Source organism: Wolbachia endosymbiont of Armadillidium vulgare str. wVulC (genome assembly GCF_001027565.1).
Taxonomy (GTDB): Bacteria; Pseudomonadota; Alphaproteobacteria; order Rickettsiales; family Anaplasmataceae; genus Wolbachia.
In genome coordinates, this window is the sequence record NZ_ALWU01000010.1 from 401,096 (window position 1) to 420,113 (window position 19,018).

The 19,018-nt window shown below is 35.0% G+C and carries 14 protein-coding genes and 2 pseudogenes; 7 read left to right on the forward strand and 9 right to left on the reverse strand.

Annotation, left to right across the window (positions count from 1 at the left end; all coding sequences use genetic code 11):
• Positions 1-7 precede the first annotated feature (7 nt).
• Positions 8-3,511 (forward strand): ankyrin repeat domain-containing protein, encoded by a 3,504-nt coding sequence (locus wVul_RS07465; RefSeq protein ID WP_047759752.1) that lies wholly within the window; start codon positions 8-10, stop codon positions 3,509-3,511.
• 365 nt (positions 3,512-3,876) lie between these two features.
• Here the strand turns inward: wVul_RS07465 and thyX are convergent, their stop codons facing one another.
• The 4 genes from thyX to acpP form a co-directional block, all read right to left on the reverse strand.
• A complete protein-coding gene (gene thyX, locus wVul_RS07470) occupies positions 3,877-4,725 on the reverse strand; it encodes an FAD-dependent thymidylate synthase (RefSeq protein WP_047759753.1) in 849 nt (282 codons plus the stop codon).
• Entirely contained in the window at positions 4,718-6,004 is a 1,287-nt protein-coding gene (gene murA, locus wVul_RS07475; protein WP_047759754.1) for a UDP-N-acetylglucosamine 1-carboxyvinyltransferase, read from the reverse strand. The genes thyX and murA overlap by 8 nt, the downstream gene beginning before the upstream one ends.
• Positions 6,005-6,301: 297 nt before the next feature.
• Positions 6,302-7,573 carry a beta-ketoacyl-ACP synthase II gene (fabF, locus tag wVul_RS07480; RefSeq protein WP_047759755.1) on the reverse strand — a complete coding sequence of 424 codons (1,272 nt, stop codon included), beginning with the start codon at positions 7,571-7,573 and terminating at the stop codon, positions 6,302-6,304.
• Between the two features lie 6 nt (positions 7,574-7,579).
• The gene (gene acpP, locus wVul_RS07485; RefSeq protein WP_047759756.1) at positions 7,580-7,840 is read right to left on the reverse strand and encodes an acyl carrier protein; all 261 of its coding nucleotides are present in this window, start codon (positions 7,838-7,840) and stop codon (positions 7,580-7,582) included.
• A gap of 112 nt (positions 7,841-7,952) precedes the next feature.
• On the opposite strand from acpP, the gene wVul_RS07490 reads away from it, so the two are divergent.
• Positions 7,953-8,951, forward strand: a complete 999-nt coding sequence (locus wVul_RS07490) for a polyprenyl synthetase family protein (protein ID WP_047759852.1) — start codon at positions 7,953-7,955, stop codon at positions 8,949-8,951.
• The gene (locus wVul_RS07495; RefSeq protein ID WP_047759757.1) at positions 8,944-9,825 is read left to right on the forward strand and encodes an FKBP-type peptidyl-prolyl cis-trans isomerase; all 882 of its coding nucleotides are present in this window, start codon (positions 8,944-8,946) and stop codon (positions 9,823-9,825) included. The genes wVul_RS07490 and wVul_RS07495 overlap by 8 nt, the downstream gene beginning before the upstream one ends.
• A gap of 98 nt (positions 9,826-9,923) precedes the next feature.
• On the opposite strand, the gene hslU is transcribed toward wVul_RS07495, so the two are convergent.
• On the reverse strand, positions 9,924-11,366 hold the full coding sequence (gene hslU / locus wVul_RS07500) for an ATP-dependent protease ATPase subunit HslU (RefSeq protein ID WP_047759758.1): 1,443 nt from the start codon (positions 11,364-11,366) through the stop codon (positions 9,924-9,926).
• A gap of 1 nt (position 11,367) precedes the next feature.
• Positions 11,368-11,922, reverse strand: coding sequence for an ATP-dependent protease subunit HslV (hslV, locus tag wVul_RS07505; protein WP_047759759.1), 555 nt, complete (start codon positions 11,920-11,922; stop codon positions 11,368-11,370).
• 82 nt (positions 11,923-12,004) lie between these two features.
• Here hslV and gshA point away from each other — a divergent pair, with 82 nt between their 5' ends.
• Positions 12,005-13,159 carry a glutamate--cysteine ligase gene (gene gshA, locus wVul_RS07510; RefSeq protein WP_047759760.1) on the forward strand — a complete coding sequence of 385 codons (1,155 nt, stop codon included), beginning with the start codon at positions 12,005-12,007 and terminating at the stop codon, positions 13,157-13,159.
• Here the strand turns inward: gshA and wVul_RS07515 are convergent.
• From wVul_RS07515 to wVul_RS07525, 3 genes and pseudogenes are all read right to left on the reverse strand, one after another.
• Positions 13,156-13,940, reverse strand: a pseudogene (locus tag wVul_RS07515) (hypothetical protein). The gene gshA and the pseudogene wVul_RS07515 sit on opposite strands and share 4 nt — an antisense overlap.
• 62 nt (positions 13,941-14,002) lie before the next feature.
• Positions 14,003-15,032, reverse strand: a pseudogene (hemH, locus tag wVul_RS07520) (ferrochelatase).
• A 7-nt stretch (positions 15,033-15,039) separates the two neighbouring features.
• Positions 15,040-15,831, reverse strand: coding sequence for a membrane protein (locus wVul_RS07525; RefSeq protein ID WP_047759761.1), 792 nt, complete (start codon positions 15,829-15,831; stop codon positions 15,040-15,042).
• Positions 15,832-15,943: 112 nt separating this feature from the next.
• Here wVul_RS07525 and ndk point away from each other — a divergent pair, with 112 nt between their 5' ends.
• The 3 genes from ndk to wVul_RS07540 all read left to right on the forward strand — a co-directional run bounded on the left by ndk (position 15,944) and on the right by wVul_RS07540 (position 19,014).
• Positions 15,944-16,363, forward strand: a complete 420-nt coding sequence (gene ndk / locus wVul_RS07530; RefSeq protein ID WP_047759762.1) for a nucleoside-diphosphate kinase — start codon at positions 15,944-15,946, stop codon at positions 16,361-16,363.
• Positions 16,364-16,489: 126 nt separating this feature from the next.
• A complete protein-coding gene (locus wVul_RS07535) occupies positions 16,490-17,668 on the forward strand; it encodes an aspartate aminotransferase family protein (RefSeq protein ID WP_047759763.1) in 1,179 nt (392 codons plus the stop codon).
• A gap of 68 nt (positions 17,669-17,736) precedes the next feature.
• The gene (locus tag wVul_RS07540; RefSeq protein ID WP_047759764.1) at positions 17,737-19,014 is read left to right on the forward strand and encodes an HlyC/CorC family transporter; all 1,278 of its coding nucleotides are present in this window, start codon (positions 17,737-17,739) and stop codon (positions 19,012-19,014) included.
• Positions 19,015-19,018: the final 4 nt, after the last annotated feature.

Sequence of the window (19,018 nt, forward strand, 5' to 3'; positions counted from 1 at the left end):
GGTGGATATGAAATTCAAAATAAACTCTGGATATGATAAATCACAAACGTTGATTAAAAAATTATTTCCAAATAAAGAAAGTATAGTAATAAACGATCAGCTTACGATAGAAGTGAAATATGGGGGGCTAGCTAGTTATACACCCGAGTATATAAAACAAACTGTAAAAGATGCTTATGGAGCTTGGTCTGAAAATTTTTATTCACAAAAAAGCAGTCATGCTGGTCCGGTAAAATTGCAGCTTTATGTGCTGAAAAATTATGATGATTATAAAGCTCATATAAAGGAACTTTCAGGTGGTAAAGACCATCGTGAATTATGGGGTGGTGGAACAGTAAGAGCACATGAAGCTGACGGCACGATAGCAAAGACTTTCATTGTTGGAGATGTAAATGGCTTACTTTGTGCAAAATCTAAAATCTTAATGGAAAAAATGAGCGATGCATTTCTTGAGTACGCCACTGGCGACCTCAATGCAGTACCTGAAATTTTACGTACCGGTATGAAGCTTTTCATGTGGAGCTATGATGCAGCTAAAAAAGAAAGTACTCGCGATATGCACTACACAAAAGAAGCATACAATAAAATGCAGGAATCTGGTTATGATACACCGTATAAAATAGCAAGTATGTCTACCGACTATAGAATGTCAGATTGCTTGGTAACATTCCTACAAGAAAAACATCCTCAATTCATAAAGCAATTGCTGACTGAAATGTCCTTCAATGGAGTACAAGCGATATCAAAATTCAAGCATATTTTGAATAATTCAGAAATTGAAAAAGAATTTGAGCAGTGGATGGATATAAAAAGTGGCAATAAAATTGTAGCAGATCTTGTACCAGATAATGAGGTTATTACTTACAGCGAACACAAGCTTCAAATAAACATAAAATATGATAATAAAGAACTAAGTCAGGAAAAAATAAGTGATATAAAAGACATCATCGAGAATAGTATAAAAGACTTTGACTCGACATTTGGCATTAATAATTCTCAGCCTTGGCACAATATACAAAATAAAGTCAACGTTTTCGTGTTTAACACAAAAAGTGACTACGAAAACTATCTGAAGGAATTGAACGTTAACTATAAAGGCAATTCCGGTTTGACGCTCCAAGGTCGCGGCTCAGAAACTCATGTTTATTTTTATCTACAAGACCAATTCGATGACTCGTGTAAAACTTTAAAACACGAATTGGGACACGCTTTGACTGTCATTAATTCCTATTACGGTACGGGTGACATTTTACCTAAAGCTATGCATGAAGGAGTTGCTAACTATATAGCAAGCTTGGAAGACGGTCAGCATATCAATGATCACGGAGATAAAGAGGCCTTGATTGCAATAAGAAATAAAGATCTCAAACCAGATGAGATATTGCGCAATAATATTATGAACGATAAAGGGGAACATTATCATTCAGACGCTGAACAAGTGATCAAATTTCTTGAAGATAAACACCCAGATATGATTGATAATTTGCTCAAGAGCCTTTCTAAATCTGGTACGAATAGGTCTCAAGGTAATAAATTATTTGAGGATTTTTTGGCTGAGCTAAAAGGCTATGACCAAGAATTTAAACAGTGGGTCAAGGCTGAGTTGAGTGGTCTAAAGCATGAGCACGGAGTATCAAGTACGCAAGAGGATAAAGCTGAACAACCTTTTAGTGAAGAAAAAGAAAGAAGTAAAAGGTTACTAGAAGAAGACAAAGATGAGCAAAAAGAAGTTGTTATGAGAAGTGTAATAGAAAATATGGATAACAATTCTATCAACGAAGTGGAAGCTTCAAGCAGTGTTGCAGATGCACAACATCCCTTAAAAATAGAGGAACCTAATGATCAATCTATAAACGAAGAAGTTAAAGTGAAAAGTAAAGTCGAATCTAGAAAGAAAAGGTCAATCGACGAAGATAAAGAAGAAGATGCTATAGGAAATGTGAATGAGATAAACGAGGTAACAGGTGCAACACGTTTACATTCTGCTGCTTCATTAGGAGATTTAAGCAAGGTAGCAACGCTTGTAAAACACAACGCATATATTGATACAAGAGACCATAATGGACAAACACCACTACATTACACCATTCAGTCAGGAAATACGGAAGTAGCAAAATATCTTATTGATAATGGCGCAAATCTTAATATTCGAGATAATTATTATCATAAAACTAATACTCAATATGTCTATTACAAGACACCTTTACACTATGCTATTGAATCTGGCAATACAGAGATAGCTAAGTACTTAGTAGATCGTGGTGCAAACCCTAATATTCAAGATGCTTATTCCAAAGCACCATTATACAGTGCTATTTATTCAGGTAATGCAGAAATAGTGAAGTATCTGTTAGATCATAATGCAGATCCTAATAGTAAGGGTTTTTCGTTACTTGCTGCTATTAAGCTAGGACATGCGGAAATAGTTAAGAGTTTAGTTGAGCATGGTGCAGATCTTAGTATCAAGAACACGTCAGCTCAAACGCTGCTGCACTATGCAATCGAGCTAAAACACACGGAAATTGCTAAGTACTTAATAGATCATGGTGTAGGTATTGACACTCGTGATATTAGCTCTGGTAAATCTCCACTACATTTTGCCATGCACATGAAAAATATGGAAGTAGTTAAATATCTCATAGAGCACAATGCGGATATTGATGTTCAGGATAGCTACGGCTTAACACCTTTGCACCTTGCTGTTGATCTTGGAAATAAGGAGATGATAGAGCGTTTAGTTGAAAAAGGTGCGAATATTAACGTGCAGGATAATGATGGTTGGACACCGTTGGTTCATGCAGTGAGGAATGGGCAATTAGATACAGTAAAGTACCTAGTAAAAAACGGTGCTGATATTAATGTTGTGGATAAAGAAGGAGATACATTGCTTGATCATGCTGTATTTTGTATAAAAGATGCAAAGTTATACAAAGATGTAGCGGATAGTAAAAAACATGGTGATGACGGTTTTTATTATCAAGAACCTTCAAAGAATTCTGCAATTCGGGAAGAGACTGGAGAGGACATGCTTAAATATCTTAAAAAAACTATTATGCAAGAAGAGGAACCTAACAATATAGATCAAATGCCGGCAGATCAACCTGTAATTGAAGAAAGGAGTAAAAGATCGATAAGAGGAGACGAAGAGAAGCAAGAGGAAACAATTGTTATAGATAATGTGAAAGAAGAATCACAACATCCTTTAAAAATCAAAGTGGGTGAACCTATTGAAATGGGGAAATATAAGGTAGAGCTGCAAGTGACGTATGATGATGTAAGGAATTTTTATGATACTATACGTGGCAAATATCATGATGGTAGTGGATACAATTACGAGCAAATAATGGTTTTATATAATGGAATTGTCAAGCCAGCATCACAGCATTATGACGAGTCATTTACTCTTGCTGAGTCCTATATTGCAGATGATCATCTATTTATCAAAAATCAAGATTTTGGAGTTTTGAATGATTTTAATGAGATGTTCTATAAAAGTGATGAGTTTATGTAACATAAAAAGTGGATGAGAATTAATTGATATAGGAAATTAGGGTTTTTGCATGATCTTCTATCATTCCAATCAGAAAGGTGTCATCCCAGTGCTTGACACTGGCTTTTTTTACTAGATTCCAGCATCAAGTGCTGACCATCTACTACCAAAATTGCCTACAAATTGCAACAGTTGTGCTCTTGACCACTAGAGTTTTAAAAGGAAGGTGTCATGCCAGTCTGGCATCCAGTTAAATTCACGAGTATAAAAAAATACAACGTTTCTGATGATGATGGAAATTAGTGTTTACTCGGATGATACCCTTTGGGTTTTGTACAGCTATCCTTCATGTGCTATGTAAATAACAACTATGCAACAGTTCAAGATTATTTACCAAGTATAGACATCAGCTCATCCCATTCTCTTTTACCAATGCCACTTTCTTCTCTCGTAACATTTTCTCCTTTTATTAGCTTGCGAATTATTTCAAGACCAGTTTTTGAAATGCAGGCTGATTTTAAGGAATATTCAACGAAAGCATTGTAGGCTAGCGGCACCCATTTCTTCACTATGTCCAACATAACTTCTGCATAGACTCTAATTTCATATTGGGCGTGCTTATCAGCTCTGAGCTTTAGAAAATGAAGAAGGTTATGTAAATCTATCTTCCAATAAAATTGTGTGTAGTAATTAAGTGTTAGGTTAGTGCGAGCAATTTCCCTTGCAAGGCCCTGCCCAATAAATTTCTCATAATGAGAATATACTAAATTAGAGTCATTTGTCAGAAAATCTATTATTTCTTTTGAAGTATTTGAATCAAAAGCTTCACCGCTGCCTTGTTTATTATTATCAGATTGTTTTGCAACCTGTTCTGGTTTTGGTATATAAAATTCATTATCAAGTATCGAATACCTTCCAGAATATTCATTCACATTTGCAGTTCTATGTCTTATCCATTGTCTTGCAACAAAAATTGGAAGTTTCACGTGAAACTTAATTTCACACATTTCAAATGGAGTTGTGTGATGGTGTCTCATCAAATATTTTATAAGCGCCTCATCTTGATTTATCTGTTTCGTTCCCTTTCCATAAGAAACGCGAGCAGCTTGAACTATGGCGCTATCAGAGCCCATATAATCAATCACTCGAACAAATCCATGATCTAATACCTTATGTTCCTCATATAGAATGTCATCTATCTCTTTTACTGTAGCTCGTTTAGTTATTTCATTCATAATATATCCTCAAGGAGATGTCAGCTCCACATGAATTAAGTTTTTCATCCATTGCCTCATATCCTCTCCATAAATGATGTGAGTTATTTATTGTAGTTTCTCCTTTAGCTACCAAAGAAGCAAGAATTAAAGCTGCTGTTGACCTTAAGTCATTAGCATGTAGATCAGCTCCATATAAGCTCTTTATTCCACTTATAGTAGCTTTACTTTTTTCGATGCTGATATCAGCACCTAATTTTCTTAACTCATTTGCATGTGCAAATCTATTTTCAAAAACATTTTCTTCAATTACTGATATTCCACCTGCAATTGACATTGCAGACATTAGTTGTGGTTGCATATCACTGGGAAAGTTAGGATATGGATTTGTTGCAACGTGAGCAGATTTAATAGGGCCACTTTTTCTGGAAATAATAATACCATCGTCATGTAACTCAACTCTGGTTCCTATAGTCTTCAATTCATTTACAATACATCCTATATCAGATAGACTTACTCCTTCTAACTTTAGCTCGCCGCCGGTAATGACAGCAGCTAGCGCATATGTACCGGCTTCTATGCGATCTGGTATTATTTTATGCTCACACCCATTTAATGCTTCAACACCTTCTATTGTGATTTTTGTGTTATTAACTTCAATATTGGCACCCATACTCTTCAGAAACTCTATTAAATCAAGAACTTCCGGCTCGATTGCAGCATTGTTTATTATCGTTACTCCTTCTGCAAGTGTTGCTGCCATTATTATATTTTCTGTTGCACCAACACTCACTTTTTTAAATGTTATTTCTTTGCCTTGCAATTTCCCCTTTGTTGTTGCAGTTATATTACAGCCATCAATTTCAATTTGAACTCCCATTGCTTCAAGCGCCTTGATATGCATGTCAACAGGACGTTTTCCAATATTACACCCACCAGGAAACACTGTTGCAATTTTACCAAATCTACTAAGCATTGGACCCAACATTAGAAAAGATGCTCGCAGTCTGCTTGCAATTTCATGTGATATTAAATGGTTATTGATATTGCTACAGTCAATTTTTAAAGTGTGATTTGCTTTATAATCTTTATTGTGTATGAAATTCACTTTTGCACCAAGACTCTTAAGCAGCTCAGACATCAAGTGTACATCAATTAAATCAGGTATATTATGTAAAGTTACTGAAGAATTACTCAACAAGCTCGCCGCCATTATTGGTAAGACGGCATTCTTTGAACCATTAATCTTGATTTTTCCAACCAAGGGTCTATGATTACTCCTTACTAATATTTTACGCATTTATTAAGCTAGACTTTATTGAATAAGTATAGTGAACCAGCAGTAAAAGGCAAATTGCAAACAATATCAAGTCAGATCTCTTCATATAGTACCATACACAACTGTTGTAATTTGCAAATTTTGGAGTAACAAGGGGTGTCATTCCAGTGCTCGACACTGGAATCTAGTTAAGTTGGTAAGCATAAAAGTAGTCATTTTATGTTAAAATACAACATTTTGATGATTATGTAAAGGCTGGATTCCAGTGTCAGCTACTCGAATGACATCTTCATAGTCGATTCAAAATAGCATAGTTAACTACAACTTTCCAAAAATAAGAGACGCATTAGTGCCACCAAAACCAAATGAATTAGAAAGCACATACTGAATTTTATGCTCTTGAGCTTCAAATGGTACAAAATTCAAATCACATCCTTCTGAAGGTTTATGCAGATTCAAAGTTGGTGGAACAATTCCGCTCTTTAATGCAAGGATACTAAATATTGCTTCAACACTTCCTGCAGCACCAAGTAAATGTCCTATAGAAGATTTAGTCGAGGAAACAGGTATTTTATAGGCATACTCACCGAATAACTGCTTCATTGCTATTACTTCTATTTTGTCTCCAAGTGGTGTTGAAGTGCCATGTGCATTGATATACCCAATTTGACTTGGGCTGATTTGTGCATTTTTTAAAGCAAGCTCCATTGCCTTAAATGCGCCTCTTCCTTCTGGATGAGGTGCTGTGATATGGTACGCATCTCCTGTTAATCCATATCCAGTGAGTTCTGCATATATTTTTGCTCCTCTTTTTTTTGCATGTTCATATTCTTCCAGCACTAATATACCTGCTCCTTCGCCCATGACAAACCCATCGCGTTCTTCATCCCATGGCCTTGAGGCTTCTTCAGGCTTATCATTGAATTTAGTTGATAGCGCCTTCATCGATGCAAAACCTGCAATTCCAACTCTGCATAACGCACTTTCTGCTCCGCCTGCAATCATCACATCAGCTTCATCAAGTTTTATAGCTCTTGCTGAGTTTATAATTGCATGCGCACCTGTTGCACATGCAGTGACCGCTGAGTCATTTGGACCTGTAAATTCGTATTTGATAGAAATATGGCCAGATATCAAATTTATTAGGCTTGCAGGGACAAAAAATGGACTGACACGCCTAGGCCCCTTTTCTTGCATGGTAATTACGTTTTCTTGAATTGATGGAAGGCCACCTATACCAGAACCAATAACTACACCTACTCGCTCTTTATTAATATTTTGATTTTCCAAAACTAGTGAATCATCTACTGCCTGAATAGCAGCTGCAATACCGTAATGAATAAAGCGATCTGTTCTTTTTAGGTCTTTTTCAGAAATATAACCTAGTGGATCGAAGTAACTTTCAATATCATCAGATTGCGTTGGAACTTGCCCTGCAACCCTGCAAGCAAGATCAGAAAAATCAAACCTATCTGTACTGATTTCTTTTATGCCAGATTTACCTTTGATCAACCTTGACCAAGTATTATTAACACCTACTGCTAGTGGAGTAATTAAGCCAATACCAGTAACTACTACTTTTCTGCTCATTCAACATTAATTGTTTGCTTTGTTTACTACATATTCAACTATCTGTTCCATGGTTTCCATCTTTTGTGCATCTTCATCAGGAATCTCTATACCAAACTCTTCTTCAGCTGCCATGATAATCTCAACTGCATCTAAACTGTCTGCACCATGCTCTGAAAGCTTTGAAGAGCCATCAAATTTTTCTACATCCTTACTAATATGCTCTAGTATGATCTTTTTTACCTTTTCTTCTATATCTTCTCTAGTACTTTTTGCCAATTCACTCATTTTTCACCAAAAAATAATCTATACCTTCGATGTTATAAGAAATTTTGATGTTTGCAATAGCTTTTATGGTTATTATAAAGGTTTTTAGATGAGATATGCTTCAATGTGTTGTATGCTAGATGAAGCAACAAGAAATTTATTTATTGCAGAAATAAACAGGATTTTACCTAAAAATAGTCAAAATAGGCTCATATCAGCCATGCGTTATGTGCTTCTTGCTCCTGCAAAATACATACGTCCTTTTTTAGTCATAGCATCTTCGTCGATATTCAACATAAAGGTTGAAAAAGCAATAACAGCAGCAGCAGCAATTGAATTTATTCATGCTTATTCCCTAATTCACGATGATCTACCATGTATGGATAACAGCGACACCCGCAGAGGCCAGCCAAGCTGCCACAAAAAATTTGGTGAAGTAACAGCAATACTTGCTGGAGATGCACTACTTACCCTGGCTTTTGAGGTATTATCTTCATTAAATTGTGAGATTATAAAAGTGCTCTCTCAGGCAATAGGAGTTAGGGGAATGGTGGGAGGACAGATTTTAGATATTAACAGTGAGCATATAGATTTTAACCCCCAACCCTATGTCATCCCAGTGCTTGACACTGGGATCCAGAAGGCTTTGCCTACAAGCATTTCGTGCAAAAAGCCATGCGATGGTGAAGCTGAACATGAAATGGATTCCAGTGTCAAGCACTGGAATGACACCCTTTCTACCTTAAAACCACAACATTCGTACGGCTGTATGTATAACGCTGGAATGACGTCGGGCCAAGCTGATAAAATAAAGGAAGTTCATTTGATGAAAACTGCAAAACTATTTGCAGCTTCATGTGAAATAGGGGCTATAATAGGCAATGCTACAAGCGAAGAGCGGAGAGCATCATATAACTATGGAATAAATCTAGGGCTTATCTTTCAAGCTAAGGATGATATTGAAGATTATGAGCAGGATAAAACAAATAATTTGATATCTGTGCTTGGGAAAAGTGAGATGGAAGAATATATAGATGGCCTTTTTAAACAAGCCTCAGATAATTTGAGTGTGCTTTCAGGGAATACTAATTATTTATATGATTTATTGAATCAAGTAAGAAAAGATGGTTAAAAAAATTATATTACAAATATTTATCTCTGTAGTAATGGTTCTCACTTTAGCTTCTGCTTTTATAATTACTATTGTTTATATAAACAAAGATAAGCCGGAAAAAGGGGACAAGCTTTACGAGATAAATGCCACACATGATGGTTTAACACAGACGATAGCACGTTATCTAGTCAAGCCAATACTTGAATCAGCACTTGATCGCTATATTGAAAAGCATGGGCTAGCAGAATATTTAGAAGAAATAACACAGCAAAAAGAAGAAGAGCCGATAAATTTTTATGAAATTACTGAAGGCAGTGGCAGCAAGGCTTTTTGTGGCCAAGAAGTCCTGCTACAAATGTACAAAATATCCAACAATCTAGCAATGCTACTTCCGACTGATGTCACTTTGAAAATAGGTCAGGATTATCTAAAAGAAGTGAATTTAGGGGTAATAGGTATGAAAGAAGGCGGAGAACGTGTAGTTACTATTGCCGCTGATGACAACAAAATGAATTTTAACTCTTATTACATCAAACTGATTGAAGTAAAAGATAAATATCCTGATTCAGTAAATAACCTGATGATTTTTAATGACTTAATTAACAAAATTGGAAAACAAGTAAAGTGTGGTGATGAGATATCGGTTCAATATAGCATAAAGAGACATAATGGTGAGTATATAATCAAAGATCAAACAGTGCAGTTTAAAGTTGGTGACAGAAAAGCACCACTTGCTATAGAACTTGGAGTTGTGGGAATGAGAGCTGGTAATAAAAGAACTATTCTTTCTCCACCTGACCTTTTAACTGGTATATTAATAAAAGACATAGATTTTGATGAAGAAAATATCTCAATAATTGATTTAAGCTTGAATTCTACTATTGAAAAATAGCTTAAAGAATATAGCTATGGTTGGCAGAAATAAGAGATTGCAAGACAAGAGAAAATAAACTCTTTTGAATACTCTATATTGCTTAAAAAGAGCTTCTTCTAAAGTATAAACTTAGATAAATCAAGCTGCTTTGAAATTGATTCAAGCTTGTCTCTTACATATTTACTATCTATAACAAATTTTTCACTGTTTTTTTCAGAAGCGATAAAACTTATTTCATCTAAAAGCTTCTCCATGACAGTATGAAGCCTTCTTGCACCTATATTTTCTACTTCTCTATTAACTGTAAACGCTATTTCAGCTATGGTTTCTATACCATCATCAGTGAACCCAAGCGTCACATTTTCTGTTTTCATTAAAGCTATATACTGCTTTAACAAACTAGATTCTGGTTCCTTTAATATTTTTATTAAATCCTCTTGAGTAAGTGCCTTAAGTTCCACTCTAATTGGCAATCTACCCTGTAATTCTGGTAAAAGATCAGATGGTTTAGACAAATGAAAAGCACCAGATGCAATAAATAATATATAGTCTGTTTTTACTGGACCATACTTAGTTGAAACAGTTGTTCCTTCAAGTAGTGGTAACAGATCGCGTTGCACCCCTTCTCTGTTGACTTCACCTTTTATTTCTGTACGTGCTGCAATTTTATCTATTTCATCTAAAAACACTATGCCTTCATTGCTAACAAGATCAATCGCTTCTTTGATTACCTTATCTTCATCCATTAACTTCTCACTTTCTTCGTTAACCAATATTTCTCGAGCTTCTTTTACCTTAACTGTAATAGTTTTTGTTTTTTTGCTCCCATTAAACATCTTGCCAACTATTTCTGTTACATTCATCACGCCAATTTGCCCACCCGGCATACCAGGTATATCAAAAGTGGGTAGCATACCCTTGCTCTCCCTGACGTTAATAGAAACTTCTCCATCTTCAAATTCCTTATTTCTCAGTCTTTCTCTGAAAACCTTTTTGCTTTCCTCAGTTGCATCTTCGCCAACCATGGAATTAACTATTATCTTTTCTGCTAAATCCAAAGCTTTTTTAGTTAAGGCTTTACATGCTTTTTCCTTAACTAAAACTATTGCTGTGTCAACTAAATCACGTATTATCGAGTCAACATCACGCCCAACATATCCTATTTCGGTAAATTTCGTTGCTTCAATTTTTATAAAAGGTGCACCAGCAAGCTTTGCTAAACGGCGAGCTATTTCAGTTTTGCCAACTCCCGTATGGCCTATCATGAGTATATTCTTAGGTATAATCTCTTCACGTAGTGGAAGTGGGACTTTATTTCGACGCCAACGATTTCTGAGTGCAATAGCAACAGCACGCTTTGCGTCATTCTGCCCAATTATAAATCTATCCAGCTCTTTAACTATTTTCTGTGGTGGTAGATCATCTAATAAAGCTTGTGAGCTTTGAGTGCTACTACTTTCTGTACCTTCATTTTCATAGAGGACATTTTTTTCATTGCAGTTATCAGATTGACCTACTACAGGTTGAGCAAAAGAATTGGTACACAAGATTCTTGACATATTACTCCTCTATTTTTTCGATAATTACATTATGGTTTGTATAAACACATATATCGGCAGCTATCTTCATAGCCTTTTTTGCAATCTCCTCTATTGATATCCCTTCGACGTCAATCAAAGCCTTTGCTGCAGATAAAGCAAAATTTCCTCCAGAGCCAATGGCTGCAACCCCATCTTCAGGTTCAAGAACGTCACCCGTTCCTGTAATGACCAATGAAATGGATTTATCTGCCACAATCATCATAGCCTCTAATTTCCTTAGATATTTATCCATTCTCCAGTCTTTTGCAAGTTCAACACATGCTCTCATTAACTGTCCCGGATGTTTGTCAAGTTTTGACTCCAGTCTTTCAAAAAGGGTAAATGCATCAGCCGTTGCTCCAGCAAAACCGGCAATTACGGAATCACCAGAAAGACGCCTAACTTTTTTTGCTCCAGATTTTATAACGGTATGGCCTAGCGAGACTTGTCCATCACCTATTACTACTACACTTTTATCTTTTCTAATTGACAGTATAGTAGTCCCATACATTTTACTGTTGTCATGATGAATCATTTTTTTGCTACTTTATATTGTAAGTATTAGTTAAGATTATAGCTTATAATATAGTACTTTTCTTATAACATTTAAAGTGTAGATGCAAAATATAATTCATTCAAATTTGGAAAAAGATATAAATAGTTGGTTCAAAACAAAATTTAATGGCCTTACATTACCATTTTATAGCTCCATAGATCTTAGGAATTCAGGCTGCAAAATTGCTCCAGTAGACGCCAATTTGTTTCCTGCAGGGTTCAATAATCTAAGTGAAATATCGAGAGTAACAGCAGCAAAATTGATAAAAAGCTACTTTGAAACAAAACAATATAAAAAGGCTCTTATAATACCAGAGAATTACACACGAAATAAAATGTATATAGAAAATGTATTTGCCATAGAAAAAATACTGCAACTTGCAGATTTCGAGACTAAAATCGGTCTCTTTCACAGTGAAGCATATAATTTAATAGAATTATACGAGACTATTGTAGAAGAAAACTCTTTGCTAAAGACAACTTCAGGGTTTGTACCCGATGTTGTTATACTGAATCGAGACATGACAAGCCACATTCCTGATATTCTCAAAAATGTAAAACAAGAGATAATACCAAGCCCATTGTATGGTTGGCACAGTAGACAGAAATTTCAATATTTTAAAATTTATCAAGAATTAGCATCCGAGTTTTGTAGCGAATTTCAAATAGATCTATGGCTTATTTCTGCATTTACAGAAAACTGCAATGAAGTAGATTTTAATGATGATTCATCACTAAAAGCAATAGCGGTTAAAGTTGATCAAATATTGTCCTTAGTACAAAAAAAATATCAGGAACATAAAATAAAAACACAACCTTACGTTTTTATCAAAGCAAGCAATGGCACATACGGGATGGGTATCATAACAGTGACAAGCGGTGAAGAAGTATTAAACCTCAACAAAAAAAAGCGCCATAAAATGAAAAAGGTAAAGGAAGGGATAGAAGTAAGTAGCGTTATTATACAAGAAGGTGTACCAACCATCGATGTATTTAAGCGCAGTCCTGCAGAACCGCTAATATACTACATAGGAAATATACCAATGTGCTACTTATATAGGTGTAATAGCAGAAAAGATATATATTCTAGCTTGAATTCCACTGACTGTGAATTTTATGATATTAGCCAAGAAAATAAAACCCTGCCACTTTGGAACATTGTTAGCAAATTAGCAGTGCTAGCATTAGCAGTGGAAATTAGGTCTTTTCATCTCTAATCATTAATTTCTATAATGTTGCCATTATGCTGAGCATGGCGAGCGCCATCAAGTCCAGTAGAAGGATCCGTACCATTACTAGGTTGATTGACAAATCTATCGATGTTTGATACCAAGTATGCCAGACTTAATATTATACTCACTGTTACGCTTAAGTTGAAGTTATAGATTATACCACCACCCAAATCTATTGGTATGGTTGAAATTTCCATTCTTTTTAAGATGAAGCTTAACAAGCCCAATGACAAAGCGAATGTGCTAAAAATAACGTCTTTACTATATTTAGCAGACTTTTCAGAATCCTTATTATCCAGATACTTCTTCCATGTATAATAGTAGCTTATAAATTCTGAAAATAGAAACAGAACTGCTGATGTTAAGCTAATATAACTTATTATATCTTTATTGTTTCCAGCTAAGAAATGAATGATTTTTGTCTGCATCAATATTCCTATGATACAGTGTGTCAAGAAGGCCGAGCTACCTACAACCTGTACTGATTTTTTAGGTTCATTTTTATCATCTTGAGGTCTATATCCAGCCAAGCTGAGTCCGGAATGAAGAATATATAATACTGATGTTGGTAATTTTATTAACTTGGCAATATCTGATACAGCAGAAATACTAGATCTGTTATTGTCAATAAACTCGCAACAAAATTGTAGTGAAATCTTACACAATATGCCTGTTAACCTACTGCAATACAATACATCTTTCTGAGATCATGGTTATGGGCAGCGTGTACCCTTTGTGCAAATGTATTTATTTTTTTTTCTAGCATAAATAGCTAATAAAATAATAGCTTTTTACTACTTTACTATATAAAATCTTAAAAGAAAAGTGCTATAAATTAGGACTTTGAGGGTGATTTACACATAAGTCAGCTAAGCACTTGATAAATAAGAAATCGGTACTGAGAGTTGGTACGCGAAAGTAATATCCTTCTTTGATAATTGCTTTATACTCTATATCAAGTTCAACTAGCGTTTCCGAATGCTCAGAAACAAAAGATATAGGTGACAAAACTACAGGTATATCATCGGCTCTTGCGCGTGATAGCTCACTTTCAGTGCTCGGCTCTAACCATTTTACAGGGCCAACCTTACTCTGATAGCATATTCCCCAATCAAGATCTTCAATATTCAATTTTTTTACTATTAATTTTACTGTTTTTTCTATCTGTGAAGCGTAAGGATCGCCTTTTTTTAATAACACTAATAGGTAGGCTATGGGCTGAAAATAGGACTCTTGGCTTACCGATTTTGCTAGCTAATTTATAATATTTAGACGTCAGATTAACATGAGCCTCAATAAAGTCTTTATTGTCATAATAATGATTGATTACTTTTGTGTTACATTCTAGGCTATATTTTTTGGCATTTTTCTGCCAATTTTCAATGGATGACAGGGTTGTCGTGGTTGAATATTGGGGATATAGTGGTAGCAGAATGATTTCGTCAGGATCGAATTGCTTTACGCTTTTAACAACTTCATCAGCAAATGGATGCCAATAACGCATGCAGATGAATACTTTTGATGTCATTCCAGCGCTTGACGCTGGAATCCAGTGTTTTTTTCTAGATCCCAGTGTCTGAGCACTGGGATGACACAAGATAGGTTCATTAAGCTTACATTCAAGTGCATTAGCTTGTGCTTTTGTATTTTCCAAAATTGGTGATTTACCTCCAATTTCCTCGTATATTTTTCGTGCAATATTTTCTCGTTTTGCAGATATAAACTTTGCTAAAAGAAACCGAAAGGGATTCAGTAGATTGATTATTCTCCTGTCATAAAAAAGATTGAATAAAAAAGGACGAACCGCATTCAATGAATTAGGTCCGCCAAGGTTAAATAAGATAACTGCCTTTTTCACCTACGCACTACTTACAACAAGTTACTTCTGGGGCGCCTATAAAATTAGCTACACACTCATCGAGTTTAGTTACAGGCACTAAATTTCTCACACTTGCATACAATAAATGGCCTGATCTCTGCAGGTTACTCTTGGTGGATGTGAAGCTCCAATCAAAAAATGTATCGACAAAAAGACTTGGTACCGTTTCAAGAAGTTCAACAGCAGCTAAAGATAACATGATACAACTTTGCAGGACCTTCAGAAGAACCTTTAGAGGGAAAAGTAAAACTTTAACGAAAAGAGAGGTGCTACTCGTTTCATACAGTGGTTGCCCTAGATTAGGCGAATTATACTCGATGTGTTTTCTGTTTTGATCGAAAATAGGAAATTTTATAGCATCCTTCTTAAATTCCGTGTCTATTTCTTTTCTACTATGGTTGATGATTTTTTCCATTAACTCCTCACGCACGTGAAAAGTTCTTACAAAAAAGCATGTTGCAACCATCAATGCAGCACATATAAGCGCACACTGTATAAGACTTATACTACCTACCATAGCTGGCAGCGCAAAACAAACAAATGGCACTATGACAGCCATTTCAAGAAACGGAATAGTATTTCTTTTCATTGCAAAGGCAGCGCCTTTTTTTAATTCTGTATTATGATGTGAGCTATATTCCAAATAACTTAAAAATGCCAAATTAAAAGTCAAAAATCCTTTTGTTCCACAAAAAATTGACGATTTCAAGTTATTGACCAATTTTTTAGCAGTAGATTCAGCTTGCTTAGTAGTGTTATTTTTACAACATTCACCCATACAATACCTCCTTGATGGTTTGTTCTTAACTATAAGTAAAAAATTGCTTTTATCAAATCAAAATTTACAATAAAATAAATCTACAAATATACAATCTTATATAAGAAACAACATGGCAATTGAGAAAACACTTTCAATATTAAAACCTGATGCAGTAAAAAATAACATTACAGGCAAGATAAATTCACACATTGAAAGCTCTGGGCTGAAAATTATAGCACAAAAAATGATGTTACTGACAAAAAAACAAGCAGAGCTGTTTTATGAAATTCATAAAGATAGGTCTTTTTTTGGAGAATTAGTGGAATTTATGACCTCTGGTTCTGTGATAGTTCAAGTTTTAGTTGGTGAAAATGCAGTAAGTAAATACAGACAAATCATGGGAGCTACAGATCCAAAACAGGCAGATAAAGGCACAATCAGAGGTGATTTTGCTGATGACATTAGTGAAAATAGAGTTCATGGTTCTGATAGTCTAGAAAATGCTCATAGGGAAATAGCTTTCTTTTTTGCTGAGTGTGAATTAGTGTAGTTTTACTTTTTTATACATAATTAAATTTTCTGAATTTTATGTTGAGCTATGGAATATTAGCTAAATTTTTAGTTATGAAGGAAAAGCTTTATATCAATTTCATGCATAGTATAGATAATATTTAAAATGGATCATATTGTTAATGCCTATAATAGATCTGAAGCTTCTATAGTTAGAGGAGAAGGAGTATATCTCTTCGATAAGGATGGTAAAAAATATTTAGACTTTGCTGCGGGAATTTCTACAACCTCTCTAGGCCATTGTCATCCATACATTACAGATAAACTGAAAGAGCAATTGGGTTCATTGTGGCACTGCTCTAATATTTTCACTATCCCTGAGCAGGAGAGGCTCGCTCAGCGTTTAACAGAACTTACCTTTGCTGATAAAGTTTTTTTCTGCTCAAGTGGACTTGAAGCAACAGAAGCTGCAATTAAATTTATTCGCCGTTATTTCTACTCAAAAAATCAGGAAAAGCGTAATCGCATCATTACAATTGAAGGAGGTTTTCATGGCCGCAGTATTGCTGCAATTTCTGCTGGAGGAAATGAAAAATCACGCGAAGGTTTTGCTCCACTCCTTTCTGGTTTTGACAAGGTACCAAGAAATGACATTAAAGCGCTAGAGGAAAAAATCAGCAATGAAACAGCTGCTATATTTTTAGAGCCTATACAAAGTGAAGGAGGGGTACATCCATTGGACGTAGGGTATCTAAAAAGAGTAAGAGAGATAACAAAAGCTCAAGGAATAATTTTATGCTTTGATGAAGTGCAATGCGGATATGGACGGATTGGCTCTCTATTTTACTATCAAAATATAGGAGCTGAACCTGACATGCTCACTTGTGCGAAGGCTATGGGTAATGGATTTCCCCTAGCTGCGTGTTTAGTAAAAGATTACATAGCAGAAGCAATTACTCCAGGAACTCATGGATCAACCTATGGTGGCAATCCACTTGCTATGACTGTTGGTAATGCAGTACTCGATGTAATGCTAGAAGAAGGCTTTTTTGACCATGTTAAGAAGGTTAGTAAATATCTAAAAGAAAAATTGTTGCCTTTAGCTGAAGAATTTCCGAAGATAATCTCAGAAGTTCGTGGAGAGGGTTTATTGATAGGGATAGAGCTTAGAGTACCTTTGGCTGATAAAATTGTTAGCCAATCCCTTGACAATGGCTTAATAGTGACTAAAATTTTAAATAATAGAGTAATAAGAATAACTCCTCCACTTATTGTTGAGAGTGTGCATGTGAATGCAGTGTGTGATATATTTCATGATTTGTTTTTTAATATTAAAGATATATAAACTTGCAAATGCTCCTTACAACATATAAAATCAACTCTGTTTCTATATTGCAATAACATCATACTTTAATGGATTGGTTATTGGTTTCAGTATTGTCAGCAATTTTCTTCTTGTTGATTTTATCGTTTTTGTTCTCGGGAGCAGAAATAGGGTTAACCTCAATTAGCCGCTCCCAAGTCAATAAACTAAAGCTAGAAGGTCACAAAAAAGCTAAGATAATAAACCTTTTGTTAGGTAAAAAAGAATTAACAATAGGAACAATATTAGTATGCAATACAATTATTAACATTACTTGCTCTGCTTTATTTACAGCAATATTTATAAATTCTTTTGGGCGTGAGGGCATATTTCTTTCAACAGTCATGATGACGTTTTGTATTTTGCTATTTTGTGAAGTTTTACCAAAAACTTACGCCATACAAAATCCTGAAAAATTTACATTACTTTCTGCTTATTTTATGCTGTTTTTTGTCAAGATTCTTTCTCCATTGACATTAGGCATTCAGTTTATTGTCAATCTCATTCTGAAGTTATGTGGGCTTCATAAGAATAGGGAGATAATATCCGCAGCAGACGCAATGCGTAATATGATTACTCTTCACCGCAGTGAAGGAACTATGCTGCAACAGGATTTAGATATGCTAAGTAGTATACTTGATTTGGCTGAAACAGAAATATCACAAATTATGATCCACAGGAGAAACTTATTTTCTCTTGATATAGATCGAAACAAAGAAAATTTAATAAGAGAGATTTTAATCAGCAGTCATAGTAGAGTACCTTTATGGCAAAAAGAACCAGATAATATTGTTGGAGTGGTTCACGTGAAAAATCTAATAAACGCCTTGCGTGAAAAGGATAATAAAATAGAGATTGCCCAAGTTATGTCAAAGCCTTGGTTTATACCAGAAAGTATGCCGCTTAGTGTACAACTTCACAACTTCCGTAAAAACAGGAAACACCTTGCATTTGTTATTGATGAGTATGGAGCACTGCAGGGAATCGTAACTCTTGAGGATATACTGGAAGAAATAGTTGGAGAAATTTCGGATGAACATGATTTGATCACGGAGAATTTTATAAAAAAAATATCTGATAATGTGTATCACATAGAAGGGAAATCTACTATTAGAGACATTAACAGACAGTTACACTGGAATCTCCCTGATGATGAAGCTACGACTCTAGCGGGTATGATTGTAAACGAGATAGAACGCATTCCTGACGAAAACGAAGAATTTTTCATGTACGGTTTTTGCTTTAAGATTTTAAAAAAAGATAAAAATGTTATTACTGTTATTGAAGTACAAGTAAAAACTGATAATACTATAGTAGCAATTAATTAGTTGG

Coding starts and splice junctions, on each gene's coding strand:
- gshA (WP_047759760.1), top strand. CDS start 12,005: ATGCAAAATATAATTCATTCAAATTTGGAAAAAGATATAAATAGTTGG.
- ndk (WP_047759762.1), top strand. CDS start 15,944: ATGGCAATTGAGAAAACACTTTCAATATTAAAACCTGATGCAGTAAAA.
- wVul_RS07540 (WP_047759764.1), top strand. CDS start 17,737: ATGGATTGGTTATTGGTTTCAGTATTGTCAGCAATTTTCTTCTTGTTG.
- wVul_RS07525 (WP_047759761.1), bottom strand. CDS start 15,831: ATGGGTGAATGTTGTAAAAATAACACTACTAAGCAAGCTGAATCTACT.
- wVul_RS07490 (WP_047759852.1), top strand. CDS start 7,953: ATGCTAGATGAAGCAACAAGAAATTTATTTATTGCAGAAATAAACAGG.
- wVul_RS07465 (WP_047759752.1), top strand. CDS start 8: ATGAAATTCAAAATAAACTCTGGATATGATAAATCACAAACGTTGATT.
- thyX (WP_047759753.1), bottom strand. CDS start 4,725: ATGAATGAAATAACTAAACGAGCTACAGTAAAAGAGATAGATGACATT.
- hslU (WP_047759758.1), bottom strand. CDS start 11,366: ATGTCAAGAATCTTGTGTACCAATTCTTTTGCTCAACCTGTAGTAGGT.
- fabF (WP_047759755.1), bottom strand. CDS start 7,573: ATGAGCAGAAAAGTAGTAGTTACTGGTATTGGCTTAATTACTCCACTA.
- murA (WP_047759754.1), bottom strand. CDS start 6,004: ATGCGTAAAATATTAGTAAGGAGTAATCATAGACCCTTGGTTGGAAAA.
- wVul_RS07535 (WP_047759763.1), top strand. CDS start 16,490: ATGGATCATATTGTTAATGCCTATAATAGATCTGAAGCTTCTATAGTT.
- wVul_RS07495 (WP_047759757.1), top strand. CDS start 8,944: ATGGTTAAAAAAATTATATTACAAATATTTATCTCTGTAGTAATGGTT.
- hslV (WP_047759759.1), bottom strand. CDS start 11,922: ATGATTCATCATGACAACAGTAAAATGTATGGGACTACTATACTGTCA.
- acpP (WP_047759756.1), bottom strand. CDS start 7,840: ATGAGTGAATTGGCAAAAAGTACTAGAGAAGATATAGAAGAAAAGGTA.